Raw genomic sequence first — 26,917 nt, 5'->3', positions numbered from 1 at the left:
AAGACTGTTGCCGATGATTGATAAACACCTTCCCCTGACCGATCTCCATCGCCACCTTGACGGCAATATCCGTGCGCAAACCATCCTCGATCTGGGCCGCCAATTCGGCATGGCGTTGCCGGCCGATAATCTAGAGGATCTGCGGGCGCATGTGCAGGTCACCCAAACCGAGCCGGATCTGGTCAGTTTCCTGCAAAAGCTGGACTGGGGCGTGGCGGTGCTGGGTTCGCTGGAGGCTTGCCGCCGCGTGGCCTATGAAAACGTCGAGGATGCCGTCCGGGTGGGGCTGGATTATACCGAATTGCGCTTCTCACCTTATTATATGGCGATGAAACACCAGTTGCCGTTGCAAGGGGTGGTTGAAGCGGTTATCGCGGGAGTCAGCGACGGCTGCCGTGATTTTGGCACCCAAGCCAGGCTGATTGGCATCATGAGCCGCACCTTTGGCGAAGACGCCTGTTTGCAAGAACTGGAGGCCCTTCTCGCCTGCCGCGACGGTATCACGGCGCTGGATCTGGCCGGCGATGAGCTGGGTTTCCCCGGCAGCCTGTTCCTGAGCCATTTCACCCGCGCCCGCGACGCCGGGCTGCGCATTACCGTGCACGCCGGCGAGGCCGCGGGTCCCGAGAGCATTTGGCAGGCCATTCATGAACTGGGCGCGGAGCGTATCGGCCACGGCGTAAAGGCCATTGAGGATCCGGCGCTGATGGATTTTCTTGCGCTGCATCGCATCGGTATAGAGAGCTGCCTGACGTCCAATGTGCAGACCAGCACCGTGCGCGCGCTGGGAGAACACCCGTTAAAGCAATTCCTTGAGCACGGGATCCTCGCCACCATTAACTCGGACGATCCGGCGGTCCAGGGTATCGATATTGATTATGAATACCGGGTGGCGGCGCCGCAGGCCGGGCTGACCCCAAGCCAAATACAGACCGCCCGGCGCAACGGTCTGGAGATTGCTTTTTTAAACGCGACGGAAAAAAAGTTGCTCCTTGACAAGGTACGTTGAAACTACAGCCCTAGCCCTAGCCTTGGCATTGGCATGGTTTCTCCCCCTTAGCGCCTGTTTCCAGGAGGTGCTAAGGGGGTTCTGCCATAATTCATATCCCTAAAGATTAAAGCCCCAATCCGCAATTTCGTTAGATTATCAATTGCCATAATGAAACGGCTACCCCAGGCTCCCAGCTGATAATCGAACGATGGGCTTGTCTACACCGATAAACGCTCCAAAAATAGGACACCCGATCGTTTACCGCGTATTGCGTATTGGGAGCCCAGGCGGGATAAGGCAGCACCGGAGGGGGCGGCGGTGACGGCAGTGGCGGCGGCACAATGCCGCCGCTGACCAATTCATCCACCCGCGCCAGGGCAGCGGCAAGATTCGGTCGGAAGCCTATTCCCTGCCCCGCGGCTTCGCGCCCGCCGGTTTGGCTAAGGATATCGAAGATAAAATCCCGGTTAAAAATAATATGATACTGATTACGGGCATAGGCTTGAACGACCGCCAGGCATCCACCCACCATTGGGGTAGCACTGGAGGTCCCGCTAAATGTCCGGGTATAAGTGCGATTAGGTGGATTTAAATTTTGCAAGCCTCCGTAGCCGGTAGTAGTGACGCTATCGCTCCAGGCGTTTAACGTTGGATGATTTAAATTAAAATTGGTTCTGGTCCCCCGGAGGCCGCTAAAAGAATCACAACCGCCAATCATAATGCCATTACTATCGCCAAAATCATTGAACCGGGGAAACTGGCTCAGGTTAACCGAGCCATTGCCGCCGGCGAATATCACCACCGCGCCGGCCTGCGCGCACCAGCGGATCCTGTCCCACCAAATAACGTTATGGACAATTGGCAATACTATTGAAAGATCATTTTCAAGCATGGTTTGTGTATTAAGCACGACGATATCACCAGGAATTAACTCCATCATAATTCGGTTCATATCTGAAATGAGCGATTCATAGACAAATAGCCGGCTTTGATAGGCAATTCCAGTAACGCCAAAACCGTTGTTAACTCCCCGGATAATGCCCGCCGCCGCGGTACCATGGTCGCCGCCTCCGGGTCGATTGGTCCGTACGGTGATATTACCCCATAAATCTTCATGATTAGGATGTACCCCATAGTCCAATAAGCGAACGCCCGCACCATTGCCTGCGGCACCCCGACTCCATGCGCTCCTGGCATTCACCCCTAAACCGGCGTTTAGATATCCTTGCAAGCCAGTGAAATCTGGCGTTTGATTATTCAATGACGCCCCGTCATCCTGATGAATGCCGTCGTGCTCAGTTAGCGACGGCGGCGGTGGTTCAACCAGTGTGTTCGATAACCCGCAGTATTCAACATAGTCAAGCGCTTCCAGTTCTTGCGCTAATGCTAGTATTTCTTGATTATCAACATCAATGTTGAGGGTATAAAAATTTTTAAGCTCCTGATAGACCGATGAAATTTCGCATTTTTTTTCCACCCCTTGAGGATCAAAGCAAGGCGTCAATAAAATGTGCCGTCGGTATTTTTGAAATAAAGGCACTGTACACACCTCTTCATTGTACAGTTTATCAATACCTCTAGGATAAAACTTTACCTCAATATAATTCCCAGGAGCATTAATATACGCTAATTTACCTTTTAACCATGGTCTTGATGATTTTCTATCCTCCGCCTTCAAACTGAATTCCGACATAACAATATAGTCCGTCCAAAGCACATGACATTGACCTTGTGCCGAAGAGATTTCTGCTGCTATTCTATATACTGAGGGATAAGGTACGGAAAAAATTACCAGCTCATTTTCCTCAGCATACTTATGTTGAATGATATTATCCTGCGCATACAGCGAAAAATTAACGTTGCATCCACGTAAATCGCCTTCACATTTTATAAAAATGAGGCCGTCAGAACAATATTTACTAAAATAATCGAGAGTTATATTCACAATCATTATCCTTATGTCGTTAGCTGCTAATAATCACTCTATCAACACATTCCGTTTCACTTATTGCAATAAAAATTTTGAGTGATGTAATTTTCTTGCAAAAATAATCACTATTATTGTATCTGTCGCCATAATGTCGGAGCCAAGTTTGGCTGCCAGCCGATATTGGCAACATGCCTCGTTGTAGATACGTAAAACAATTCTAAATGAGTGACCCGATCGCCTACTTCATATTGCCGTCCGACCCTCCAGAAAGGATATCTCGGTGGTATTTGTGGGGGAAGAGGAGAGAGAGGCGGTGGCAGCAATCCTTGACTCAACAGGTTGTCAACATAGTTTATCGCAGCCTCTGCATTTGGCCTGGGGCCGATTAAATCAATTTCACCTTCGCGATGGCCCGTATCCAGGATGATCCGATACAATTGATCGGCGTTAAATATAATGTGGTAAACAGATCTGGCATAGGATTGTATCAAGGCCAGCACGCTTGCCACTTGAGGCGCCGCGGCAGAAGTGCCGCTATAATTGTCACGATAGGTTCGATTTGGCGATCCCAAATTGAGTAAATTACCACCTCCGGTGGTGGCGACATTTTCTCCCCAGGCGGCAACCACCCGGTGAAAATTAAAATTTGAAAATGGTAATCTTCTGCCCGTGGCGCGATGACTGGAGGTCGCCAGAATAACGCCGCTATCACCGAAGTCATTTATTCCAGATCGGAACAAATTTAACCCTCCGTTTGAGGCGGATATCACTACCACACCGCCGCTTTGAATCAATAGTTGGAAAAGACTCCAGCGATGTGGGTCATCTATCAGCGGGAAGTTTCCAGTACTTAAGGAAATTGTGACTATCTCCCCCGGTAAGGCGTCACGGATCATTCTTTCAAATTCATTCAGTTGACCAGCATAGGCGAACAAACGGCAGTCATAAGCGATGCCCGTCATACCAAAGCCATTATTAAGCGCAGCAATAATCCCGGCGGTTGAGGTTCCGTGTGTTCTATTGCCCGTTGAATTGGATACTACAGTTATATTTGTAACGAGATCCTCATGAGTATTATAAACACCAGTATCCTGCATGCGGACCCCCACGCCCCTGCCGGTGATATTTCTTGCCCAAACCGCCCTGACGCTCATGCCCCAGGGCGAGTTATCCAAATAACCCTGGTGTTGGGTTAAATTTGGCGTCACGTTGGCCGGCTCAATTTCCTCTCGCCAACTATCCTCATCATAGGAGGAAGCGTCTTCCTTCGCCTCGCCAGATAAACTACAGTATTCCACATAGTCCAGTTGCTCAAGTTCTTGCGCCAACAGCAATAATTCATTATTGTTGAGGTTTTGCTCCACCCGATAAAGTCCACGCAGTTTCTCAAACTGCGGCAATATTTTTATCTTTGCACGTATATCTTCTTCATCAAAACAGGGGATAAAACGAACAATCTCACTGAGTCCGTAAAAGAAAGGAACATTATTATCTTCCTCGCGCTGTAACTGTTCGAAACCGCAGGGATAGAATTGTATTCTAAAATTTTGTTTTTCATTTGTGGTTATGTTTAGCCTGCCTTTTAAATTATTTATATTTGTTATCCCACATCTTTGCTGGCTTGTAAATTCCGGCGTGTAAACGGTTGAGAATATATCCGACAATAATTCTTCAGTCCCATGCCCCTCCCCTTTTACCAACGCACGCAGCTGATAAAGCGTACCTGAGCACAGCTTGAATATTACCAGCTCATCACCCCATGCGCTTTGCTCAGCAGCAAGCTTGCCAGGTTCGCCACAGTCATAGAGGCTATATTCAATGAAAAAATGTTGCTCCCCACCAAGGCACCGAGCATACAAATTCCCGTCGGGCTTATAATCTCTATAATATTCAAGCTCAATATTCATATTATATATCTCCAAAATTCCTATTTTATTGAGAGGTCCGACTATAAATCGCTTGCACGCGGACGCTTAAGGTAATGCCTGATACATTAAGAGAGATGGGGTCGACACACGAAGTCTATTTAAAATAATCGATTTCTAAATTCATGCACGACGCCCAAGGTAAAACCCATGGCAAAATAGTGAGTTACCCTTGATATAACCCTCCGCAGGATGGCATATAATCATTCAATCAGACGATAGAGCGAAATACCTGTCTAAAATGACATACAAAATGTAATAGGCATCGCGGATTAATTTATACTAGCCAACATGTCCCATACAGGCAATTGCCTATTCTGATTAACCTCACCCTATGCCTATATACGGTTTATCTCATTAATACATTGAGTTAATGGAATGACATCCAGTTTTGACAATACTTGCCTCGCTAATTTGCTTAAAATTGGCAATCTTTACCACCGTGTAAAGGCAGCCTCCAACCTATATCGGGGGCTTATTATATAAACCTAGGAAAAATAACGGCATTTAATTTGAAAATGCCTGTTTCTGTATGGTTACAGCTTATGCCCACCAGACGGCATCATCGGCCCGGACAATGTATTGTCAAAGCCAATGAATGCTCATTACTAGTGTTATTTATTAACGGCGGGATTGGAAGGAATGTTTTTCATCTGCTGTGCCTGCCGGCGGGCATATCGCGCCGCCAGCACCGCGCACACCATCAGCTGCACCTGGTGGAAGATCATCAGCGGCAGCACCATGGTGCCCACCATGGCGGCGGGAAACAGCACGTTGGCCATAGGGATTCCGTTGGCCAGGCTTTTCTTGGAGCCGCAAAAGACGATGGTCACCTCGTCGGCGGTGTTGAATCCCAGCAAACGCGCGGTCCAGGTATTGACCACCAGGACGATGGCCAGCAGCACCAGTGAGAACACCAGGATGGAGACCAGCGACCAGCCGGTGATCTGATGCCAGATCCCCCCCACTACCGCCTCGCTGAAGGCGGTATACACCACCAGCAATATTGATGACCGGTCTGTAATATTCACCAGCTTTTTATGCCGCGCCACCCATTTGCCAATCAGCGGCCGCGACAAATGGCCCAGGACAAAAGGCACCATCAGTTGCAGGATAATGGAACCTATGGCATGCAGCGTATTGGTCGCGCCGCCCTCCTGGGTATGCATCAGCAGGCCCACCAGCACCGGCGACAAAAATACGCCCAGGATGCTGGAGGCCGACGCGCTGCAGATGGCGGCGGCCACGTTGCCGCCGGCCACCGAGGTAAACGCGATGGCCGACTGCACGGTGGCCGGCAGCGCGCACAGATACAGAAATCCCATATACACCGGCGAGGATAACAATGAAGGCACAAACACCTTCATGGCGATGCCCAGCAGCGGAAATAACGCAAAGGTACTGAGGAACACCACCAGATGCAGCCGCCAGTGGCTCATACCGCCTACGATCGCTTCACGCGACAGCTTGGCGCCGTGCATAAAAAACAGCAGCGCAATCGCCGCGGTGGTGAGATATTCAAAAAAGACCTTGATCAAACCCCGGCACGGAAAGAGTGACGCCAGAATCACCACGGTGACTAAAACCAGCAAAAACTTATCAATCTTTAAACGCTGAAACCACGCCATGTCACTGCCCTTACCACTGTAAAAACCAAAGGCGCCGCCGGGCGCCCGTAAAAATCCACCTTGGCATTAACCGTTCTTCACCGCCAATGTTTTTTTCTGTGCCGACGACAGCACGCCCAGCTCGATCAGCTCCATTACCTGGATGGCCGAGGCCGCGGTAACCGGGTTTTCGCCCACGCCGAGGATGGCGTCGCGAATGCCGGCATAATACGCGGGATAATTGCCCGGCTGGGTGCGCACCTGATGTTCGGTCAACGCATCGCCGTCGGCCAGCGTCAGCATACCGTCCTGGGCATCGACGCCCCATTTCGGCTGCGGCGGATAAACGCCCGCTTTCAGTTGCGCTTCCTGGGGGTCCAGCCCGAACTTGACGAAGCTGCCCTTGGTGCCGTGCACGGTAAAACGCGGTGTCGCCGCCGCCGCCAGCATGCCGCCGTGCAACACCACGCGCCGCTGCGGGTAGATAAGCGTGGCATGGAAGTAATCATCGGTCAGCGCGCCGGGGCGCAACAGGGCCAGGTCAACGTTAACCGCCACCGGCATGCCGAACAGCTGGATGACCTGATCGACCAAATGCGGCGCCAAATCATACCAGATGCCGCTGCCGGCCCCCGGCTGTTCACGCCAGCGCGGCATCACCTGCGGCCGGAAACGGTCGTACTGCGAGGACAAATAGACCACGTCGCCGAGAACGCCGTCTTTAATCAGCTGCCGCACGGTGAGGAAATCGCTGTCCCAGCGCCGGTTGTGGAACACCGACAGCAGCACCCGCTGGTTTTCGGCCAGTTGTTTAAGCTCATAAGCCTGCGACAGCGTCACGGTAAAGGGTTTATCGACGACCACATGCTTGCCGGCCGCAAGCGCCTGTTTGGCGAGGGGAAAGTGGGTTTCGTTCGGCGTGGGGATAATCACGAGATCAACCGCGGGATCGTTAATCACAGCACCCGGATCGGCGGCGACCTTCATGCCCGGAAAGTCAGCCAGCACCTTGCCGGCGTCGCTCGATGAGACGGCTGCCAGGGTCAGTCCAGGCGTGGCGTTAACCAACGGCGCGTGCAATGTTTTGCCGGCAAAGCCGTAACCAATAAGTCCGATACCGATATTTTCAGCCATTGTCGTTCCTCTTTTTTGGCTAACACAGCAATGTCCCCACTGCCTTATATTAGCGCTGGGGACATTATTATCGGACTCACATTAACAATAAATTATCAGCCTCCGATAGCCTTTTCGCTTTGCAACTGCCAATTATGAGACGCCTGGATACTGCGGCCGGGATAATTAATCTCGCTGCTGCGGCGGCGGAAGTCGCTGGGGCTGACCCCGACGCGTTTACGGAATACCCGCGAAAAATAGAGCTGGTCGTCATACCCCACCACGCGGCCGATGGTGGCGATGGATTCCTGCGTGGTCTGCAGCAGCAGTTTGGCGCGGATTACCCGCTGGTCCTCGCGCCAGCGCAGGATATTGATGCCAACCTGCTCGCGAAAGAGATGCGCCAGCCTGGAGGGGGATAAACAGACATGCCGCGCCACCTCGTCGATGCGCAGTTCGCCGGAGAGATTGCCGGTGATAAACTGGCAGGCCTCGATAATACGCGGATCCATGATTTTGCTTGGGCTTTGCGGGTCCTCCTCCATGGCGCGCAGCAGCATGCGTTCAAGCAGGTTCATGCCCAGTTCTTCCGAGAAACGGCGTCCGGAACGTTGGGTTTGCTCGATATTGGCCAGCAACCGGTCGAATTCGGTCAGCAGATTATCATTGCCGAGCCGCAGGCGGCCGACGTCATGGATTTTGCTGTGCCATTCCAGCCAGTCGGCCCAGTACGCACGCGGGCGAAAATACACCCAACGATGATACCAGCAGTCGCTGTCCGGGGAGCGGCCGTAATAATGGGCGGATTTGGGTGGAAACAGCAGCAGGTCGCCCGGATTACAGACGAAGGAACGCTCGCCTTCAAAAATCTTACCCTGCCCCTTGATGGTCAGGTTAAGAATATATCCCTTCATGCCGTCGGGCCGGTCGATGAAGAAGTCCAGCGGCCCGCCCGCTATAATCGGCGTCAGGCCGGCAACCAGATAGGCATTGAACATATAGCCCGGTAATAAGGGATTGGATTGCGTCTCGTGAGTCATTCGATGATACATCTCACCTCCGGACAGGTTGTCGTCTGATTGAGAATATCCTAAAGCGCGGACAATAGCGTGCCAGGGTCGTAAAACTGTGAGCGGGCCGGCCGCGATGCGACCGGTCCGCGTCGGTTTATACCGTACGTTTGGCTTTTTGTTTGTAGCGGTCGAAAATCACCGCCGCCAGCAGGATGACCCCACGCACCACGTATTGCGAGAACGGCGAAATATTCAGCAGATTCATGGCGTTTTCCACGGTGCCGAGGATCAGCACCCCGGCCACCACATAGGAAATCTTGCCAATGCCGCCTTTCATCGATACCCCGCCCAGCACGCAGGCGGAGATGACGATCAGCTCATAACCCAATGAGGTCATGGGCTGGCCGCTGGTCATACGCGAGGCGAGGATAATACCGGCCACCGCCGACACCAGTCCGGACAGGATAAAAATAATGATCTTGGTGCGCACCACCGGCACCCCCGCCAGCCGGGCGGCTTCTTCATTACCGCCAATGGCCAGCGTGTTGCGCCCGAAGGTGGTTCTGTTGAGCAGGAAACCAAAGATGGCCATGCACAGCGCCATGATCCAGATGGGCGCGGGCAGGCCCAGCCAGTTGGCGTAGCCCAGCACGAAAAAGCGTTCATCTTCGATGCCCACCGCTTTACCATCAGAAATAATATACGCCAGACCGCGCACGATTTGCATGGTGGCCAGGGTGGTTATCAGGGCATTGATTTTCAGCTTGGCGATAACAAAACCGTTGACCAGGCCGCACAGTACGCCAAGCACCAGTCCCGCCGCCACGCCGAGCCACAGGCTTTCGGTTGAGTTGATGACCACGGCGGTGGTGACGCCGGCACAGGCGATAACCGAGGCGACCGACAAATCGAAATCGCCGGAAGCCAGGCAAAACAGCATGCCGCAGGCGACGATACCGGACATGGAAATAGCCAGGCCGAGGCCCTTCATATTGATAAAACTGGCAAAGTTCGGCACAAAAAACGAGCAGGCGATAAACAGCACCACGAACACCACCAGCATGCCAAAATTATCCCAGACGCGGCCAAAGCCCAGCGTTTTTTTCGCTTTCGGGGAGGGGGTAGTAACAGTCGACATCTTAGACTCCTTCACAATCAGGCAACCGCGTCAGCGGGGCTGGTATCGGTTGTGTGCAACATTGCCAGACTTAACGCTTTCTGTTCAGTGGCATCGGTGTGGGTGAGCTCGCCGGAAATGGCGCCTTCGCGCATCACCACGATCCTGTCGGCCAGCCCCAGGACTTCAGGCAGATCGCTTGAGGCGAACAGCACGGCGATACCGCGTTTGGCCAGCTCATATATCACGTGGTAAATTTCGTGCTTGGCGCCGACATCGATTCCTCGCGTCGGTTCGTCGAGCATGATGACTTTCATATCCTCCGACAGCCAGCGGCCGAGAATGGCTTTTTGCTGGTTGCCGCCGGACAGGTTCATGATCAGTTGCTCGGCGGAGGGCGTCTTGATATTCAGGGAGCGGATATGTTCCTCGGCGTTTTCCTTTTCCCAGCGGTCGTTAATCAGGAAACCGGCCTTGATGGTCTTGCGCCGGGCGCTGATATTGATATTTTCCCTTACCGAATGCACCGGTATCAGGCCGTCGGCTTTGCGATCTTCCGGACACAGCAGCAACCCTTCGCGGATGGCGTCGATGGGCGAGCGGATATTAAGCGGCTTGCCGTCCAGCAGCAACTGCCCGCCGGTAATCAGCGTACCGCCGAACAGCCCCTTCATCAGTTCGCTGCGTCCCGCGCCCACCAGGCCGAACAGGCCGACGATTTCACCGGCGTGCACCGACAGCGTAATCGGCGTTTTCACGCCAGCGGCCTTGATGCTGTCCAGCTGCAGCCGTACCGCGCCATGATCGCGCGGCTGGTAACCGTAGATATCACCGAGATTGCGTCCCACCATGGCCTGCACCAGCTTGGTGTGATCGACCTGGGTCATATCGTCGAACGTGCGGACGTACTTGCCGTCCTTGAATACCGTGATGGCATCGCCGAGGGTAAAAATCTCCTCCATGCGGTGCGACACGTAGAGTATTACCCTGCCCTCGGCCCGCAGTTCGCGGATCACCCGGAAAAGCTGTTCGATTTCACGCGCCGACAGCGAACTGGTCGGCTCGTCAAAGGCAATAATTTTAGCATTGCGGGTCAGCGCCTTGGCGATTTCCACCATCTGCCACTGGGCGATGGACAAATATTTGAGCGGTGTGTCCGGCGCGATATCCAGCCCCAGGTGTTCCAACTGCAGTTTGGTTTCATAATGCAGGATGGCGCGGTTAACCATGCCGTATTTATTGGGCAACTGGCCGAGGTAGATATTTTCCGCCACGGTCATTTCCGGCACCAGGTGCAACTCCTGGTAGATAATGGCGACGCCGGCATCCAGCGCATCGGCGGTGGAATTAAAATGGACCGGCTGGCCTTTGATAAGGATTTCACCCTGGGTCGGCGTATAGCTGCCGCTGAGAATTTTCAGCAACGTGGATTTGCCGGCGCCGTTCTCGCCCATCAGGGCGTGGATCTGGCCCGGATAGCAGTCAAAACTGATATCATCCAGCGCCTTTACGCCGGGAAACGTTTTTCCGATGCCGCGAAACGACAGATAGGGTGTCTGAATTGTCATGAACACATCCTCGCGTTAACTGATACGAACGGTGCGCCGGCAATCCCACGGCTGTAACCATCAGGGGTCTTGGCTGACACGTGCACATCCTCTTGATGAATGACATCGTCATGGACAGGGACGGCGCATAGCCGTCCCGGGAAACAGGCGCCGCGGTTATTTACCGCCCAGCCCTTTCTTCGCCAATTCTTCTTTAAAGTTGTCGCGGGTAATGACCACCACATCGGTCACTTCGGTGAATTTGGGCGGTTCAACGCCTTTGGTTACCCAATCGTTAAGCATCTGGATGCTCTTGTAGCCGTGAACGTCCGGACTTGGCAGCAGAGACCCGTAGAAGCCGGTCGCATTGGCTTTGGAGAGTTCGCTTACCGCATCCACGCCGTTGATGCCGATGCCGATAACGTTGGGCGCCTTGAAGCCCTGGCCTTCGGTGGCGCGCACGCCGCCGAGCACGGTATTGTCGTTCATGCCGATGATCAGCCAGTTTTTCACGCCGGAATGCTGTACCAGCAGTGAGTTGGCGGCGTCAAAGGCGCCAGGGATATCGTTGGATTTCGTCGGGACGGTATAGATTTGTTTTGCCGGGAAACCGGCGGCTTTTAATGCGTCCATCGAACCGGTAGTGCGGCGGCGGGCGGTATCGAGCTCATCGGCGGTAATAGCCATGACGCCGGTGTCAGCCACGTTCCAGCCGCGCTTGTTCATTTCTTTCCACAGTTCCTGGCCCTGGCGTTCGCCAATCTTGGTGGCCGCCATCATGACCAGGGGAACGGTGTCCATCGGTTTGCCTTTGGCGGTGACGAACTGATCGTCAACGGCAATGACCTTCATATCATAGCTGCGGGCCTTGGCGACAATGGCCGAGCCCAGTTTTGGATCCGGGGTACAGATAACAAAACCCTTGGCGCCGCTTGCCGCCAGGCTGTCGATAGCGTTAAGGGTTTTCTCGCCATCGGGCACGGCGATTTTAATCACATCAAATCCCAGGTCCTTGCCGGCTTTATCGGCAAAACGCCATTCGGTCTGGAACCAGGGTTCTTCCGGCTGTTTAACCAGAAAACCCAGTTTCAGATTTTCCGCCATAGCCGATTGAGACATAACGGCAGCCAATCCGATTGCCGCCAGTGCCTTAGTGAATTTATGCATGTAACTCTCCGGTATTTTTTATCGCCTCGCTTCAAAATGCTGAAGCGTGTAAGCGTTATCAGTCGGGAAGATGAATCCGCTTGGAACGTCTAAGCGGCGGATTTATCGCCGTTAGTCCGACCAGGCCCTTTAGACGGGAGTAGTTTTAGCCTTAATGTGTTACTAAAATGTAGAGCGTTATCACAGTTCTCAATAACAGCTGATTTGTGCATAGATACAGCAAATTCCACCTCCCCGCGCGTTTTTGAACACCATCACATTTCAGCCATCAGCGACAGGAATGTGCATACTTCCAGCCAACCGCTCCTCACGGCCGGCTCAAAACCCCCTTATGGTTGTGCACATCATCCGTTTTCGGGTAAACAGGAGAGAACAGCATGAATGAAGAGGCCATCAGCCTCGGGCTTGATTTCGGCAGCGACTCGGTACGCGCCCTGGCGGTAGGATGCCAAAGCGGTAAAGAGCTGGCGACCGAAGTGGTCTGGTACCCGCGATGGCGCGAGGGCCAGTATTGCAAACCCGCGCACAATCAATTCCGCCATCATCCCAATGATTATCTTGAATCCATGGAACAGGCGATCCGCGCTGTGGTAAACGCCCTCACCCCGGCCCAGCGCCTGCGCGTCGCCGGCATCGGCGTCGATACCACCGGCAGTACCCCCGCCCCTATTGATGAGGAGGGCCGGATACTGGCATTGCGCCCGGAATTCGCCGACAACCCGAACGCCATGTTTATCCTGTGGAAGGATCATACCGCCATAGAAGAAGCCGAGGCGATAAACCGGCTGTGCCACGACGGCGCGCATCCGGATTACACGCGCTACATCGGCGGCGTGTACTCCTCTGAATGGTTCTGGGCCAAAATCCTGCATATTACCCGCCAGGACGCCCAGGTACGCCGGCAGGCGGTATCTTGGATTGAGCTTTGCGACTGGATACCGGCCGTGCTGTCCGGGACCACGCGGCCGCAGGACATCAAGCGCGGCCGCTGCGCCGCCGGACATAAATCCCTTTGGCATCCCGACTGGGGCGGCGTGCCGCCGCGAGACTTCCTTGAGGCGCTCGATCCGGTTCTGACCGAACGGCTGCAATATCCGCTCTTCACCGATACCTATACCGCGGAAGCGCCGGTCGGGCGCATCACCGCCGCATGGGCGCAGAAGCTTGGCTTGCCGGAGACCGTTACCATTGCCGGCGGCGCCTTCGACTGCCATATCGGCGCGGTGGGCGCCGGCGCGCAGCCCTATACCCTGGTTAAAGTCATCGGCACATCGACCTGCGATATCCTTATCGCCGACGAACAGCGTGTGGGCGATCGCACTATCGCCGGCATCTGCGGCCAGGTCGACGGCAGCGTGGTACCGGGATTTATCGGTCTCGAAGCCGGTCAGTCGGCCTTTGGCGACATTTATGCCTGGTTCGGACGTTTGCTGGGCTGGCCGCTGAAACAGGCGGTGCAACACAACCCGGCCCTGAAACCCGCTCTCGACGGTATCCAGGAACAGATGCTGAACGCGCTGGCGCAGGCCTGGGCCAGCGAACCGTCCCTTGAGCATCTGCCGGTGGTGCTGGACTGGTTCAACGGCCGGCGCACGCCTTACGCCAACCAGCGCCTGCAGGGCGTGATCACCGGCCTCAATCTGGGCACTGATGCGCCGGCGCTGTTCGGCGGACTGATTGCCGCCACCGCCTTCGGCGCCCGCGCCATCATGGAATGCTTTGAAACCCAGGGCATCCCGGTGGAAAACGTGCTGGTGATGGGCGGCATTGCCCGCAAATCGCCGATTATCATGCAGGTATGCGCGGATGTGATGAATCGTCCGCTGCAACTGGTGGCCTCCGATCAATGCTGCGCCCTCGGCGCGGCTATCTTCGGCGCGGTGGCGGCCGGCGTTTATCCGGATATCGCGGTGGCGCAGCAGGCCATGGCCAGTCGGATTGAACGCACCCTGCAGCCGGACCCGGCCAGGGTCGCGCAATTCGAGCGGCTCTACCAGCGCTATTTGGAATGGAGCGAGCTTGCGGAACCGGCTTACGCGGCGGCGGCGCACAGCGATCGCTGATTAATAATTTACCGGGCGGCACGCTACGCGCCCGCCCGGCCCCTCCCTTAAACGGAGACGCACAGGAGTCATCATGGATAATTTTAAGCAGCACGAAGTCTGGTTCGTCATCGGCAGTCAACATCTTTATGGCCCGGAAACCCTGCGCCAGGTCGCCGACCATGCACAAACGGTGGTCCAGGGTCTTAATAACGAGGCCGGCCTGCCGGTCAAGCTGGTCTTGAAACCTTTGGTCAAATCGCCCGATGAGATTCTCGCGCTGTGTCGTGAAGCCAATTACGATACCCACTGTATCGGCCTGCTCACCTGGCTGCATACGTTTTCACCCGCCAAGATGTGGATCGGCGGCCTGAGCATCCTCAACAAGCCCCTGCTGCAGTTCCATACCCAATATAACGCGCAGATCCCCTGGGAAACCATGGATATGGACTTTATGAACCTTAACCAGACCGCCCATGGCGGCCGCGAGTTCGGGTTTATCGGCGCACGCATGCACCTTAATCACCAGGTGGTGGTCGGCCACTGGCAGGATAAGCAGGCGCATCTGACCATCGCCAAATGGATGCGCGCCGCCGCCGCCAAACAGGAAAGCCAGCAGCTGATCGTCGCCCGTTTTGGCGACAATATGCGTGAAGTGGCGGTCACCGAAGGCAACAAGGTCGGCGCGCAGATCCAGTTCGGCTACTCGGTGACCGCGTACGGCCTGGGCGACCTGGTCAGCGTGGTGAACGAAGTGTCCAAGGGGGATATCGATACCCTGGTGGCGGAGTACGAAGCGTCCTATATCCTTACCGATAAAATCAAGGTCAACGGCGAAAAACGTGAAAACCTGCTGGACGCCGCACGTATTGAACTGGGGCTGAAACGTTTCCTGGAACAGGTGGGCGCCAAAGCCTTTACCTCCAACTTTGAAAACCTGCACGGGCTGAAGCAGTTGCCTGGCCTGGCGGTACAGCGCCTGATGCAGCAGGGATATGGCTTCGGCGGCGAAGGCGACTGGAAAACCGCCGCGCTGCTGCGCATCCTGAAGGTGATGGCCAGCGGCCTGCCGGGCGGCACCTCCTTTATGGAGGATTACACTTATCACTTCCAGCCGGGTAATAACCTCGCCCTCGGATCGCACATGCTGGAAGTGTGCCCAAGCATCGCCAAGGAAGAAAAACCCACGCTGGACGTGCAGTTCCTCGGCATCGGCGGCAAAGCCGATCCGGCGCGGCTGCTGTTCTCCACCCCGGCCGGCCAGGCGGTCAACGCCTCGGTAATCGATATGGGCGATCGTTTTCGCATGCTGGTAAGCGTCGTGGATGCCATCGAACAGCCGCATCCGCTGCCTAAGCTGCCGGTCGCCCGGGCGGTATGGAAAGCGCAGCCGTCGCTGGAAGTGGCGGCCGAAGCCTGGATCCTGGCCGGCGGCGCGCACCACACGGTATTCAGCCAGGCGCTCGATCTCGACCATATGCGCTTATACGCGGAAATGAATAATATCGAGCTGCTGGTGATCGACAACGACACGCGCATCCCGGCGTTCAAGGACGCATTGCGCTGGAATGAGCTTTACTACAAGCTCTGCGCTAAATAGCGACGACGTCAGTCCTGCCGCGGCTCGCTCGCGGCAGGGTTTATATCGCCTCTGCGACGGTTTCGTCGGCGGGGTTGCGCCTGCCTGTTGTGTTATTATAGCGACTGCCTGGACGTGCCTTTTGACTTACAACTGCTGAGTGACTGAACTCCCCTTTTCAGTGAAAAGGACCGTGGCACTTGCGCCGTTGACCAGAGAAATTTGAGGCGGAATATGGCCTATATCCACGTCATACAGCACAGGAACGGCAAGGTCCCCAAGGGCGGCATGTAGGGCATCCAAATAATTTTGTTGTGTTGGGTCGTTCACGGCCGGCGCCGCACTTCTGCCTATAAGCACACCCTTTAAGTCACTGAACCAGCCATGCAAGCGTAAACTAAATAATGCCCGCGTTAACTCGCAGGGGCCCATTTCCACATTTTCAAAATACAGGATCACCCCTTCGTTACTATTTTGTGCCTGGAACAAGGGTAGATTACCGAAGGAGGTACCTGCTAACCTCGATATGATTTCCAGACATCCGCCAATCAGACGGCCTTGAAAACGGGCGGAAGAAGTGACGCCATCAAGGCGCTGCCACTGTGTTTTTTGTGTCAGATGAAAACCAGCATCTGATGCCGGGCCCCATTGATTTTCGTTCATTTGAAATGCTGCTGACGCGTGCTGTTCACATACAGCCCCCCGGTCACTCTCCAGAATGCTCCATATCGCTTGCGTGGTCGAATCTAACTCTTTCGCACCAAGATCCATCAGGTTTGGTCCATGCACTGTTGCCCAGCCAGAAAGCGTTGTCAGCGGGAAATGAAATGTACATAAATCTGAAAAACCGACAAACCATTTGGGTTCAGTCCGGGCTAACCGTTCGAAATCAAGTAACTCGAGTAATTCGATTGCCAGATCGCCTCCCCATGGGGGCATAACCGCCTTTACCTCAGGATGGGTTAGATAAAACATCAGTTCTTCCGCCCGCGAAATTTTGCAGGCGCTTTTATTTTTATACTGCGACCGTAAGCAATCGCCTTCAACTACCCTAAATCCTTTTTTTATAAGGTTATTTATGGCGAGGTCCAACCGAGGATGCAAATGCTGCGGCACCCCAGATGATGGGGCGGTTATAGCAATCAAATCCCCTGGAACCAGTTTGGGCGGAAAGCGAATCTTCATGTATTGATCCTTATTTGCAAAGTAAATCCATCGTCCACAGTTCGAGATTAAATGCCAAGCCTGGCTGGCTGGCAAAGTTCACATACTCATACAAGAAAGACGGGAGATTGCCAGCAGTCCCAGGCGTTGCCTATGCGCTTGCCGCCGCGTTTTTTCATATTTAACCCAGGAATATCTAGACACCCCGACAGCAGTGAATATACTACTTTGCTATTATTCCCTTCCCTGAACACCAAATCATGACTGCGTACGACTATTTATTAACATTCCGCCGTGTCAGCACGCCGGAAAGCCTGGAAAAACTATTCGATCATCTCAATTATTCGCTGGTTGACGATGCGGAAATCATCAATATGTACCGCGCGGCGGATCACCGCCGGGCCGAACTGGTCTCCGGCGGCCGTTTATTCGATTTGGGCCAGGTGCCGAAGTCGGTCTGGCGGTACGTCGTTTGAGCGCGATCAACACCGCGCCGCGTATCGGCGGCTGGTTATGGCTGCCGGCCGCCTACCTGCTGATGGCCCTGCTCAGCGCCAGCATAATGCTGGTGATTTTCCTGCTGGCCCTGCTGCAACGCCCGACGGCGGACAGCACCACCATCGCGGCGGTCTTTACCCTGCAGTGGTATGCGTCCATGGCCACCACGCTGGTCATGTGGGGGTTCACCTTTTGGACCCTGCGCCTGTTGTTTCGCCGTTCGACCCGCTTTCCCAAAATTTTTATCCTCTGGCTGCTGGCGGGCGTGCTGCTGGCGCTCAAGGCTTTCGCCTTTTCCCCGGTCACGGATGAACTGGCGCTGCGCATTTTATTCTGGCCGCTGCTGGCCGCGGCGACCATGGTGCCCTATATTAAACGTTCGCGCCGGGTTAAAAACACCTTTATCCACGCCTCATAGCACCGCCGTTGTCCTTATCGGTCTCCCGATAATAACCCTACAATTACTATGTTGTTGAAATGGACTTGATGCCGGATAATACGTCGCTTCTTTTTAATTAGGTACGGCAATGAATGGTTACCTGTTACTGTTTATCGGCACCATGCTGGTAAATAATTTCGTTCTGGTTAAATTTCTTGGGCTTTGCCCCTTCATGGGTGTGTCCAAAAAACTGGAAACGGCAATGGGTATGGGCATGGCCACCACCTTCGTCATGACGCTCGCCTCGATTTTTTCCTGGCTGATTAACAGTTTTATCCTGCTGCCCCTCGACATCACCTATTTGCGCACCCTCTCGTTTATTTTCATTATCGCGGTGGTGGTGCAGTTCACCGAACTGGTGGTGCGCAAAACCAGCCCGTCGCTGTATCGCCTGCTGGGCATTTTCCTGCCGCTTATCACCACCAACTGCGCGGTGCTTGGCGTGGCCCTGCTCAATGTTAACCTCAATCATAATTTTCTGCAGTCCGCCGTCTACGGATTCAGCGCGGCGGCGGGCTTTTCGCTGGTCATGGTGCTGTTCGCCGCCATTCGCGAACGCCTGGCGGTGGCCGATGTGCCGGCGCCGTTCAAGGGCTCATCCATCGCCCTGGTCACCGCCGGTCTGATGTCGCTGGCGTTTATGGGCTTTACCGGTCTGGTGAAATTCTGATGCTGTCGCTATGGTGGGCTATTGGATCGCTAAGCGTTCTGGCATTGGTGGCGGGCGCCCTGCTGGGCTACGCCGCCCGCCGCTTCAGGGTGGAGGGCGACCCGCTGGCCGGGCAGATTGATGCGCTGCTGCCGCAAAGCCAATGCGCCCAGTGCGGTTATCCCGGGTGCCGTCCCTATGCCGAGGCGGTGGCGGGCCAGGGTGAAAAAATCAATAAATGCGCGCCCGGCGGCGAACAGACGATGCTCAAGATTGCCGGACTGATGAACATCGAACCGCAATACCTGGACGACGAAACATCGGCAGGCCAGCCGGCGGCGACGGTGGCCTGGATCGATGAGGGCAATTGTATCGGTTGCACCAAATGTATCCAGGCCTGCCCGGTAGACGCCATTATCGGCGCTACCCGGGCGGTGCATACCGTGGTCAGCGACCTGTGCACCGGCTGCGATCTCTGTGTCGCCCCCTGCCCGACCAATTGTATCGAAATGCGGCCGGTGGCGGTTTCCACCGACAACTGGAAATGGGATCTGAACACCATACCGGTCCGCCTCATCCCCATGGAACAGCATGTTTAAGCTCTTTGCCGCGTTGCGTAAGGATCGCCTCTGGGATTTTCCCGGCGGCATCTATCCGCCGGAAATGAAAACCCAGTCAAGCGGCGTGCCGCTGCGCCGTCCGCCCCTGCCGGCCAAATGCATTATTCCCCTTAAGCAGCACCTGGGGCCGGAGGGTGAACTGTGCGTAACCGCGGGTGACCGCGTGCTGCGCGGACAGCCCCTGACCGAGGGGCGGGGTCGCACCCTGCCTATCCATGCGCCCACCTCGGGAACGATTGAGGCCATTACGCCCCATACCACCGCCCATCCGTCGGCGCTGGCGGAACTCAGCGTTATCCTCACCCCCGATGGCGAAGATCGCTGGTGCGAACGCCGGCCCGTGGCGGATTACCGTCAGCGGGACGCCGGCTATTTGCTTGAACGCATCCATCAGGCCGGCATCGCCGGCCTGGGCGGCGCGGGCTTTCCCACCGCGGCCAAGCTACAGGGCGGATTGGGCGCGGTAAATACCCTGATTATCAACGCCGCGGAATGCGAACCTTATATTACCGCCGACGATCGGCTGATGCAGGAGCACGCGCTTGAGATAGTCGGCGGCATCGATGTGCTGGTCCATATTCTGCGGCCGGCGCGGGTTATCATCGGCATTGAGGACAATAAACCGGCCGCCGCCGCCGCGATGGCCGCGGCCATTGCTGATGGCGCCGGCTACCTGCTGCGCGTCATCCCGACCAAATATCCGTCCGGCGGCGCCAAGCAGCTCACGAAGATCCTCACCGGCCGGGAAGTGCCGTTCGGCAGCCATTCAGCCGCCATCGGTGTTGTCATGCTGAATGTCGGCACCGTCTTCGCCATTAAACGGGCCATTATCGATGGCGAAGCCCTGACCGAACGGGTGGTGACGCTGACCGGCGACGCGCTTAAGCGTCCGGGCAACGTCTGGGGACGTCTGGGCACGCCGGTCGGTCATCTGCTGCGCGACGCCGGCTTTACACCGCAGCCGGGCCAGCTGGTGATCATGGGCGGACCGCTGATGGGTTTTACGCTGCCGGTGCTGGATGTGCCCATCGTCAAGATCAGCAACTGCATCATGGCCCCCGCGGCCAGCGAAATGGCCCCGCCGGAGCCGGAACAAGCCTGTATCCGCTGCGGCCTGTGCGCGCAGGCCTGTCCCGCCGGTTTGCTTCCCCAACAGCTCTATTGGTTCAGCCGTGGCCAGGAGCACGAAAAAGCCCGCGGCCATCATCTGGCGGACTGCATCGAATGCGGCGCCTGCGCCTATGTCTGCCCCAGCAATATTCCCCTGGTGCGCTATTACCGGCAGGAAAAGGCGGAAATACGCGCCTTGGATCTGGAAGCGCAGCGCGCGCGGGCGGCCAAGGCGCGCTTTGAAGCCAAGCTGGCGCGGCGCGAGCGGGAAAAACAGGCGCGTGAAGCGCGCCACCGGCAGGCCGCTGTCAAGCTTGACGCGCGGGACGAACCGATGATAGAAGCGGCGCTAAACGCCTTGCCCGACGCCGGCCATGACGCGGCGGCGGTAGCAGAGCCGTCGGGGCCGCCTGCGGCGACCGTCATGCCGGCTTGCGCCGAAGAGGCTACGCCGGATCTGCGCAAAGCGGCGGTAGCGGCGGCCATCGCGCGCGTGAAAACGCGCAAAGCCGTGTCCGGCGCGCAGCCAATAAGTGACAACGTAGCGAAAAATGCCGCAAGCGACAGTACCGGCGCAACCGCCCGTCCGGCGCAGGCCGGCGCAGACAACAGTACGGCGACGTCGCATCCCGCGACCGCCGATGCCGCCGATGCGCGCAAAGCCGCGGTGGCGGCGGCCATCGCCAGGGTCAAGGCCCGCAAGGCCGCAGCAGAGGCAACCATAGGGTCCCACGAGGAATAAATGGCTTTCAGGATCGCAAGTTCCCCCTTTACCCACAACCGGCAAAGCACCCGGCGCATCATGCTGCAGGTCATGGCGGCCTGCCTGCCGGGTCTGCTGGCCCTGAGCTATTTTTTCGGCTACGGCACCCTGGTGCAAATCCTGCTGGCCGCGTTGGCCGCCTGCCTGGCCGAAGCCGCAATGGTGGCGCTGCGCCGCCAGCCGGTCGGTCCGCGGCTTGCCGACGGCTCCGCGCTGCTGACCGCGGTGCTGCTGGGGCTGAGCCTGCCGCCGCTGGCGCCCTGGTGGATGATCGTGCTGGCTACGGCGTTTGCCATCATCATCGCCAAGCAGCTTTACGGCGGCCTGGGACAAAATCCGTTTAACCCGGCCATGGTCGGGTATGTGGTGCTGCTGATCTCGTTCCCGGTGCAAATGACCAGTTGGCTGCCGGAATCGGGGCTGCGGCTGCATACCGCTTCGCTTGCGGACACCTTATGGCTGATCTTCGCCGGCCACACGCCGGGCGGCCTGGATGTGCAGCAGCTGCGCGCCGGGTTCGACGGCATGACCCAGGCGACGCCGCTGGATAATTTTAAAACCGGTCTGCGCGGCGGGAAGGATGCGCTGGCGATGCTCGGGCAACCGCTTTACAGCGGCCTGATGGGCGGATTGGGGTGGCAATGGGTCAATATCGGCTTCCTGGCGGGGGGCCTTTATCTGCTCTGGCGCAAGGTGATCAACTGGCAGATTCCGGTCAGCTTCCTGGCGGTGCTGATGATTTGCGCCAGCCTGGGCTGGTGGTGCGATGCGCGCGCCAGCGCCCCGCCGCTGCTGCATCTGTTCTCCGGGGCCACCATGCTGGGCGCTTTTTTTATCGCCACCGATCCGATCACCGCCTCGACGACAGATAAAGGACGGTTGATTTTCGGCGCCCTGGCGGGTCTTCTGACCTGGCTCATCCGCACCTATGGCGGTTATCCTGAGGGCGTGGCCTTTGCGGTGCTGCTGGCCAATATCTGTGTGCCGCTGATTGATTATTTTACGCAACCCCGCGTATACGGCCATCGCTAAGGAGCGCCGATGTTCAGGATGATGCGCAAACACGGTATTACCCTGGCGCTGTTCGCCGCGCTCACCACCGGCCTGACGGCCCTGGTGCATGGGCTGACCGAACCCGGCATCGCCCGCCAGGCCGTATTGCAGCAACAGCAGCTATTGGATCAGGTTGTGCCGCCGGCGCTGCATGATAATGATATGCTGGCTGAATGCTATCTGGTGGTCGACGATGCCCTGGGCAACGCGCAACAGCACCGGGTCTATCTGGCGCGCAAAAACGGCAGGCCGGCGGCGGCGGCCATCGAATCCACCGCCCCGGACGGCTATTCCGGCGCCATCCAGCTCTTGGTCGGGGCCGACTTTGCCGGCAACGTGCTGGGCACTCGGGTTACCGAACACCATGAAACGCCGGGACTGGGCGATAAAATCGAGCTGCGCGTTTCCGATTGGATCACCCATTTCAGCGGGAAAAAGGTCGGCGCGGCGCAGGACAGGAACTGGGCGGTAAAGAAAGACGGCGGGCAGTTCGATCAGTTCACCGGCGCCACCATTACCCCGCGCGCCGTGGTAAACGCGGTTAAACGCACCGCTGACTATTTACAGAGTATGCCGGGCGACATCGACCAGTTGCCCCGCTGTGGAGAAAACGCCGATGAGTGAAGCCGGACGCCTGATGCGCCAGGGGCTGTGGACCAATAACTCCGCCCTGGTGCAATTATTGGGATTATGCCCCCTGCTGGCGGTGTCCAATACCGTCACCAACGCGCTGGGGCTGGGGCTGGCCACCACGCTGGTGCTGGCTTGTACCAACGGCTGGATTTCCGCTTTCCGCCGCTGGGTGCCCGCCGAGATCCGGATTCCTGTTTATGTGATGATCATTGCCGCCGTGGTGTCCATCGTGCAGATGCTGATGAATGCCTACGCCTTCGGCCTATATCAGTCTCTGGGGATATTTATTCCGTTGATCGTCACCAATTGCATCGTGGTGGGACGGGCGGAAGCCTACGCCTCCCACAATCCGGTGGCCCTGTCGCTGCTTGACGGGGCGGCCATGGGCCTGGGCGCGACCTGCGCCCTGCTGGTGCTGGGCGCCATGCGCGAGGTGCTTGGCAACGGCACGCTGTTCGACGGCGCCGACCTTCTGCTGGGCAGCTGGGCCAAAGGGCTGCGGGTGCAAGTGTTCCATTTGGACAGTCCCTTTTTGCTGGCCATGCTGCCGCCGGGCGCGTTTATCGGCCTGGGATTCATGCTGGCCGCCAAATACCTGATAGACCAGCGGATGAAGGCCCGCCAGCGGCGCGCGGCGGCGGAGCGCGTGCCAAACGCCGGACAGGCGCGGGCATAATCTGATGAATAAACTCAAACGACTGGCTATCCTGAGCCGCCTGCGCGCCAACGATCCCAACCCGACCACCGAGCTGAATTATACCTCGCCGTTCGAACTGCTGATCGCGGTGCTGTTATCGGCGCAGGCCACCGACGTCAGTGTTAATAAGGCCACCGCCAAACTGTTCCCGGTGGCCAATACTCCCGAGGCCATGCTGGCGTTGGGGGTGGACGGCATCAAGTCCTACATCAAATCCATCGGCCTGTTTAACAGTAAAGCGGAAAATATCATCAAGACCTGCCGGATGCTGATTGAGCTCCACCAGGGCCAGGTGCCGCAGGATCGGGCGGCGCTGGAAGCCTTGCCCGGCGTTGGCCGCAAAACCGCCAACGTCGTGCTCAACACCGCCTTCGGCTGGCCGACTATTGCGGTGGATACGCATATTTTCCGGGTGTGCAACCGGACGCGGTTCGCTCCCGGCAAGAACGTCGAGGAGGTAGAGCAGGCTTTACTGCGGGTGGTACCGGCGGAATTTGTCGTTAACTGCCACCATTGGCTGATCCTGCACGGCCGGTACACCTGCGTCGCCCGCAAGCCGCGCTGCGGCGCCTGCCTGATAGAAGACCTGTGCGAATACAAAGACAAGGTCTATGGCGACACCGCGTAAATATCCCGCCATCGGCCCAGGCCGGTGCCCTTAACCCGGTACACGCAGGCGCCTGTCTTCAGCACGATAAACCACTGCCTTCCCGTGGCGTTTCATGATGAAACGCCATTGCCAGGCCGCGTTCACCCGGCATCGTGCTTTTTTATTTAATTGTAACAGGATATTATTCAAGCCTTGCCTATTGAGCTGAAACCCGGAAGATCCCCCCTCAGACTAATCTTATAACAATGCAGACGGGGCGCGGGCAACGGCGTCACCCCTGCTTATTTTTGCCGCTAACGCGGTGAAAACGGCAACGAGGTATTTGTGTCTACGGCAAACCACACCGCACCACCGGAAAAAATCAGTGTCAACGCATTTAAACAGCCCAAATCGTTTTATCTTATTTTCTCCATTGAGTTATGGGAGCGCTTTGGCTATTACGGCTTACAGGTCATCCTGGCCGTCTACCTGGTCAAGATGCTCGGCATGTCCGAAGGACAGTCCATCACGCTGTTCGCCTCGTTCAGCGCGCTCGTGTACGGTTTTGTCGCCATCGGCGGCTGGCTGGGCGACAAGGTTCTGGGGACCAAGCGCGTGATCGTCATCGGCGCGCTGGTGCTGGCGGTGGGCTATACCATGGTCGCCTATTCCAGCCATGCCGTCGCCTGGGTGTACCTGGGCATGGCGACCATCGCGGTCGGCAGCGGGTTGTTCAAGGCGAATCCGTCTTCGCTGCTCTCGACCTGCTACCGTAAAGACGATCCGCGCCTGGACGGCGCCTTCACCATGTATTATATGGCGATCAATATCGGCTCGTTTGTCTCCACCCTGGCGACGCCGTGGCTGGCGGTCCGTTTTGGCTGGGGGGTCGCGTTTTCGCTCAGCGTGGTGGGGATGTTGATCACGCTGGTGAATTTCCTCGTCTGCCGCAGCTGGGTGCGTGATTACGGCTCCAAGCCGGATTTCGCCCCGCTGCAATGGGGACGGCTGGCGGCCGTTATCGCCGGCATCGCCGCCGCCATCGCCCTGTCGAGCTGGCTGCTGCATCACCAGACCATCGCCCGCTGGGTACTGGGCCTGATTTCCGTGGGGATCATCCTGGTGTTCGCCAGGGAGACCTTCGCCCTGCATGGCGCGGCGCGCCGGCGGATGCTGGTGGCCTTTTTAATGATGATGGAAGCAGTGGTGTTTTTTGTGCTTTACAGCCAGATGCCGACGTCGCTGAATTTTTTCGCCATCCACAATGTGGGGCACAGCCTGTTCGGCTGGTCGTTCCAGCCGGAACAGTTCCAGGCCCTGAATCCGTTCTGGATCATGCTGGCCAGTCCGCTGTTGGCGGCATTGTACAACGCCATGGGTGATCGTTTGCCGATGCCGTTTAAATTCGCCGCCGGCATGGTGCTGTGCTCGCTGGCCTTTTTTGTCCTGCCGCTGGGCGCTCGTTTTGCCAATGACGCCGGTATCGTCTCCATGAACTGGCTCATTCTCAGTTATGCCCTGCAAAGCATCGGCGAGCTGATGATTTCCGGCCTGGGCCTGGCCATGGTGGCGCAGTTGGTGCCGCAACGGCTGATGGGTTTCATCATGGGCGCCTGGTTCCTGACCACCGCCGCCGCCGCGCTTATCGCCGGCTACGTCGCCAACCTGATGGCCGTGCCCGCCGACGTGACCGACGCCCGGCTTTCGCTGGCGGTGTATGGCCACGTGTTTATGCAAATCGGTATCGTCACCGCCGTGATCGCGCTGCTGATGCTGGTATTCGCCCCACGGCTTAACCACATGTCGCGCCCGGACGACGTTCCCGCCGCCGCCCCGCCCCACGGCCCACTGACGGACGATACCCCCGCCATCGTTGGCTAATCCCTATCGTATTATCGTTATCATCATGTTCCGCCATAGGGCGAAACATGATGATATTTTTTTGTCCCATCCCTGCCAAGACGCTATCTTGCCGCCATGGTTAAACGTATCCTGTCATGATGAAATATCCTGCGATATCACACCGCGCCCATCCCGTTAAGGAGTGCCCCATGAAACTTTTTTATAAGCCCGGCGCCAGCTCGCTGACCGTGCATATCGCCCTGCGTGAGGCGGGAGTGGACTTTACGATAGAAAAAGTGGATTTGGCCAATCTCAAAACCGAACACGGCGAAGATTACCGGGCGATAAATCCCAAGGGACAAGTGCCGGCCCTGCTGCTCGATGACGGCACCGTGCTCACTGAAGTGGTGGCCATCGTCCAATATCTGGCGGATTTGGTGCCGGATCGCCATTTGATCCCGCGGGCGGGCACCCTGTCCCGCTATCAGGCGATGGAATGGCTCAATTACGTGGCCAGTGAAATGCATAAAAGCCTTGGCCCGTTGCTGCAGCCCGATATGCCAGAGGATTACAAAAGCCTGCTGCGCCAGCAGCTGGACGCCAAATTGCTTTATCTGGATCGGGAGTTGGCCGATGGCGATTACCTGCTCGGCACCCGCTTCACGGTGGCCGACGCCTATCTGTTCACCATGCTGACCTGGGCGCAGGCCCTGAAGTTTGATTTACCGGCGACGCCGGCGGTGGCGCGGTATTTTAAACGGGTGGCGGCGCGTCCCACGGTGGACGCGGCGCTGGCGGCGGAAGGGCTGAAATAGCGTTCACGGCGGCA

The 26,917-nt window shown here is 56.8% G+C and carries 22 protein-coding genes and 1 pseudogene; 14 read left to right on the top strand and 9 right to left on the bottom strand.

Features of this window, described 5'->3' with window-relative positions; genetic code table 11:
- Positions 1 to 13 precede the first annotated feature (13 nt).
- Positions 14 to 1,009, top strand: a complete 996-nt coding sequence (gene add / locus ACL2XG_RS03515) for an adenosine deaminase (RefSeq protein WP_413722883.1) — start codon at positions 14 to 16, stop codon at positions 1,007 to 1,009.
- A 130-nt stretch (positions 1,010 to 1,139) separates the two neighbouring features.
- On the opposite strand, the gene ACL2XG_RS03510 is transcribed toward add, so the two are convergent.
- The 8 genes from ACL2XG_RS03510 to ACL2XG_RS03475 form a co-directional block, all read right to left on the bottom strand.
- Positions 1,140 to 2,936 (bottom strand): S8 family serine peptidase, encoded by a 1,797-nt coding sequence (locus ACL2XG_RS03510; RefSeq protein ID WP_413722884.1) that lies wholly within the window; start codon positions 2,934 to 2,936, stop codon positions 1,140 to 1,142.
- Positions 2,937 to 3,049: 113 nt separating this feature from the next.
- Positions 3,050 to 4,828 (bottom strand): S8 family serine peptidase, encoded by a 1,779-nt coding sequence (locus tag ACL2XG_RS03505; RefSeq protein ID WP_413722885.1) that lies wholly within the window; start codon positions 4,826 to 4,828, stop codon positions 3,050 to 3,052.
- 632 nt (positions 4,829 to 5,460) lie between these two features.
- On the bottom strand, positions 5,461 to 6,474 hold the full coding sequence (locus tag ACL2XG_RS03500) for a bile acid:sodium symporter family protein (protein ID WP_413722886.1): 1,014 nt from the start codon (positions 6,472 to 6,474) through the stop codon (positions 5,461 to 5,463).
- Positions 6,475 to 6,540: 66 nt separating this feature from the next.
- Entirely contained in the window at positions 6,541 to 7,587 is a 1,047-nt protein-coding gene (locus ACL2XG_RS03495) for an oxidoreductase (protein ID WP_410015051.1), read from the bottom strand.
- Between the two features lie 95 nt (positions 7,588 to 7,682).
- A complete protein-coding gene (gene araC, locus ACL2XG_RS03490; protein ID WP_410015050.1) occupies positions 7,683 to 8,618 on the bottom strand; it encodes an arabinose operon transcriptional regulator AraC in 936 nt (311 codons plus the stop codon).
- Between the two features lie 115 nt (positions 8,619 to 8,733).
- Positions 8,734 to 9,717, bottom strand: a complete 984-nt coding sequence (gene araH / locus ACL2XG_RS03485; RefSeq protein WP_410015049.1) for an L-arabinose ABC transporter permease AraH — start codon at positions 9,715 to 9,717, stop codon at positions 8,734 to 8,736.
- 17 nt (positions 9,718 to 9,734) lie between these two features.
- The gene (gene araG / locus ACL2XG_RS03480) at positions 9,735 to 11,264 is read right to left on the bottom strand and encodes an L-arabinose ABC transporter ATP-binding protein AraG (protein ID WP_410015048.1); all 1,530 of its coding nucleotides are present in this window, start codon (positions 11,262 to 11,264) and stop codon (positions 9,735 to 9,737) included.
- A 156-nt stretch (positions 11,265 to 11,420) separates the two neighbouring features.
- A complete protein-coding gene (locus ACL2XG_RS03475) occupies positions 11,421 to 12,410 on the bottom strand; it encodes an arabinose ABC transporter substrate-binding protein (RefSeq protein ID WP_413722887.1) in 990 nt (329 codons plus the stop codon).
- Positions 12,411 to 12,787: 377 nt separating this feature from the next.
- Here ACL2XG_RS03475 and ACL2XG_RS03470 point away from each other — a divergent pair, with 377 nt between their 5' ends.
- Positions 12,788 to 14,473 carry a ribulokinase gene (locus tag ACL2XG_RS03470; RefSeq protein WP_410015046.1) on the top strand — a complete coding sequence of 562 codons (1,686 nt, stop codon included), beginning with the start codon at positions 12,788 to 12,790 and terminating at the stop codon, positions 14,471 to 14,473.
- 73 nt (positions 14,474 to 14,546) lie between these two features.
- Complete coding sequence (gene araA / locus ACL2XG_RS03465; protein WP_410015045.1) at positions 14,547 to 16,052, top strand: L-arabinose isomerase; 1,506 nt, start codon at positions 14,547 to 14,549, stop codon at positions 16,050 to 16,052.
- A gap of 126 nt (positions 16,053 to 16,178) precedes the next feature.
- Here araA and ACL2XG_RS03460 read toward each other — a convergent pair whose 3' ends face one another.
- Complete coding sequence (locus tag ACL2XG_RS03460; RefSeq protein WP_413722888.1) at positions 16,179 to 17,216, bottom strand: S66 peptidase family protein; 1,038 nt, start codon at positions 17,214 to 17,216, stop codon at positions 16,179 to 16,181.
- A 239-nt stretch (positions 17,217 to 17,455) separates the two neighbouring features.
- Between ACL2XG_RS03460 and ydgT the strand changes: the two genes are divergently transcribed.
- The 11 genes and pseudogenes from ydgT to gstA all read left to right on the top strand — a co-directional run bounded on the left by ydgT (position 17,456) and on the right by gstA (position 26,903).
- Positions 17,456 to 17,671 carry a transcription modulator YdgT gene (gene ydgT / locus ACL2XG_RS03455; protein WP_331120310.1) on the top strand — a complete coding sequence of 72 codons (216 nt, stop codon included), beginning with the start codon at positions 17,456 to 17,458 and terminating at the stop codon, positions 17,669 to 17,671.
- Positions 17,668 to 18,111: a DUF2569 domain-containing protein gene (locus tag ACL2XG_RS03450; RefSeq protein WP_413722889.1), complete on the top strand. Its 444-nt coding sequence runs from the start codon at positions 17,668 to 17,670 to the stop codon at positions 18,109 to 18,111. The genes ydgT and ACL2XG_RS03450 overlap by 4 nt, the downstream gene beginning before the upstream one ends.
- Before the next feature lie 109 nt (positions 18,112 to 18,220).
- A complete protein-coding gene (gene rsxA, locus ACL2XG_RS03445) occupies positions 18,221 to 18,802 on the top strand; it encodes an electron transport complex subunit RsxA (protein WP_410015042.1) in 582 nt (193 codons plus the stop codon).
- On the top strand, positions 18,802 to 19,380 hold the full coding sequence (gene rsxB / locus ACL2XG_RS03440) for an electron transport complex subunit RsxB (protein ID WP_410015041.1): 579 nt from the start codon (positions 18,802 to 18,804) through the stop codon (positions 19,378 to 19,380). The genes rsxA and rsxB overlap by 1 nt, the downstream gene beginning before the upstream one ends.
- Positions 19,373 to 21,229, top strand: a pseudogene (gene rsxC, locus ACL2XG_RS03435) (electron transport complex subunit RsxC); the annotation flags it as partial. The gene rsxB and the pseudogene rsxC, both read left to right, overlap by 8 nt.
- Before the next feature lie 24 nt (positions 21,230 to 21,253).
- Complete coding sequence (gene rsxD, locus ACL2XG_RS03430) at positions 21,254 to 22,306, top strand: electron transport complex subunit RsxD (RefSeq protein ID WP_413722890.1); 1,053 nt, start codon at positions 21,254 to 21,256, stop codon at positions 22,304 to 22,306.
- 9 nt (positions 22,307 to 22,315) lie between these two features.
- Positions 22,316 to 22,951, top strand: a complete 636-nt coding sequence (gene rsxG, locus ACL2XG_RS03425) for an electron transport complex subunit RsxG (RefSeq protein ID WP_413722891.1) — start codon at positions 22,316 to 22,318, stop codon at positions 22,949 to 22,951.
- Entirely contained in the window at positions 22,944 to 23,636 is a 693-nt protein-coding gene (locus ACL2XG_RS03420) for an electron transport complex subunit E (protein ID WP_410015038.1), read from the top strand. The genes rsxG and ACL2XG_RS03420 overlap by 8 nt, the downstream gene beginning before the upstream one ends.
- A 4-nt stretch (positions 23,637 to 23,640) precedes the next feature.
- Entirely contained in the window at positions 23,641 to 24,285 is a 645-nt protein-coding gene (gene nth / locus ACL2XG_RS03415; protein ID WP_413722892.1) for an endonuclease III, read from the top strand.
- 306 nt (positions 24,286 to 24,591) lie between these two features.
- Complete coding sequence (dtpA, locus tag ACL2XG_RS03410) at positions 24,592 to 26,127, top strand: dipeptide/tripeptide permease DtpA (RefSeq protein ID WP_413722893.1); 1,536 nt, start codon at positions 24,592 to 24,594, stop codon at positions 26,125 to 26,127.
- A gap of 170 nt (positions 26,128 to 26,297) precedes the next feature.
- Positions 26,298 to 26,903, top strand: a complete 606-nt coding sequence (gstA, locus tag ACL2XG_RS03405; protein ID WP_410015035.1) for a glutathione transferase GstA — start codon at positions 26,298 to 26,300, stop codon at positions 26,901 to 26,903.
- Positions 26,904 to 26,917 lie beyond the last annotated feature (14 nt).

Origin of the sequence: Sodalis sp. RH24, assembly GCF_047324145.1 — a bacterium.
In the GTDB taxonomy this organism is placed as follows: Bacteria; Pseudomonadota; Gammaproteobacteria; order Enterobacterales; family Enterobacteriaceae; genus Acerihabitans.
Note: the sequence above shows the minus strand (reverse complement) of the source record. Positions and strands in the feature narration are given on the sequence as shown.

What these genes read in the sequence shown, in the direction of transcription:
- ACL2XG_RS03460 (WP_413722888.1), bottom strand. Translation starts at nt 17,216, where the DNA reads ATGAAGATTCGCTTTCCGCCCAAACTGGTTCCAGGGGATTTGATTGCT.
- nth (WP_413722892.1), top strand. Translation starts at nt 23,641, where the DNA reads ATGAATAAACTCAAACGACTGGCTATCCTGAGCCGCCTGCGCGCCAAC.
- ydgT (WP_331120310.1), top strand. Translation starts at nt 17,456, where the DNA reads ATGACTGCGTACGACTATTTATTAACATTCCGCCGTGTCAGCACGCCG.
- ACL2XG_RS03505 (WP_413722885.1), bottom strand. Translation starts at nt 4,828, where the DNA reads ATGAATATTGAGCTTGAATATTATAGAGATTATAAGCCCGACGGGAAT.
- ACL2XG_RS03475 (WP_413722887.1), bottom strand. Translation starts at nt 12,410, where the DNA reads ATGCATAAATTCACTAAGGCACTGGCGGCAATCGGATTGGCTGCCGTT.
- araG (WP_410015048.1), bottom strand. Translation starts at nt 11,264, where the DNA reads ATGACAATTCAGACACCCTATCTGTCGTTTCGCGGCATCGGAAAAACG.
- ACL2XG_RS03470 (WP_410015046.1), top strand. Translation starts at nt 12,788, where the DNA reads ATGAATGAAGAGGCCATCAGCCTCGGGCTTGATTTCGGCAGCGACTCG.
- rsxB (WP_410015041.1), top strand. Translation starts at nt 18,802, where the DNA reads ATGCTGTCGCTATGGTGGGCTATTGGATCGCTAAGCGTTCTGGCATTG.
- rsxG (WP_413722891.1), top strand. Translation starts at nt 22,316, where the DNA reads ATGTTCAGGATGATGCGCAAACACGGTATTACCCTGGCGCTGTTCGCC.
- araC (WP_410015050.1), bottom strand. Translation starts at nt 8,618, where the DNA reads ATGTATCATCGAATGACTCACGAGACGCAATCCAATCCCTTATTACCG.
- araH (WP_410015049.1), bottom strand. Translation starts at nt 9,717, where the DNA reads ATGTCGACTGTTACTACCCCCTCCCCGAAAGCGAAAAAAACGCTGGGC.
- araA (WP_410015045.1), top strand. Translation starts at nt 14,547, where the DNA reads ATGGATAATTTTAAGCAGCACGAAGTCTGGTTCGTCATCGGCAGTCAA.
- ACL2XG_RS03495 (WP_410015051.1), bottom strand. Translation starts at nt 7,587, where the DNA reads ATGGCTGAAAATATCGGTATCGGACTTATTGGTTACGGCTTTGCCGGC.
- gstA (WP_410015035.1), top strand. Translation starts at nt 26,298, where the DNA reads ATGAAACTTTTTTATAAGCCCGGCGCCAGCTCGCTGACCGTGCATATC.
- ACL2XG_RS03420 (WP_410015038.1), top strand. Translation starts at nt 22,944, where the DNA reads ATGAGTGAAGCCGGACGCCTGATGCGCCAGGGGCTGTGGACCAATAAC.
- add (WP_413722883.1), top strand. Translation starts at nt 14, where the DNA reads ATGATTGATAAACACCTTCCCCTGACCGATCTCCATCGCCACCTTGAC.
- ACL2XG_RS03500 (WP_413722886.1), bottom strand. Translation starts at nt 6,474, where the DNA reads ATGGCGTGGTTTCAGCGTTTAAAGATTGATAAGTTTTTGCTGGTTTTA.
- rsxD (WP_413722890.1), top strand. Translation starts at nt 21,254, where the DNA reads ATGGCTTTCAGGATCGCAAGTTCCCCCTTTACCCACAACCGGCAAAGC.
- rsxA (WP_410015042.1), top strand. Translation starts at nt 18,221, where the DNA reads ATGAATGGTTACCTGTTACTGTTTATCGGCACCATGCTGGTAAATAAT.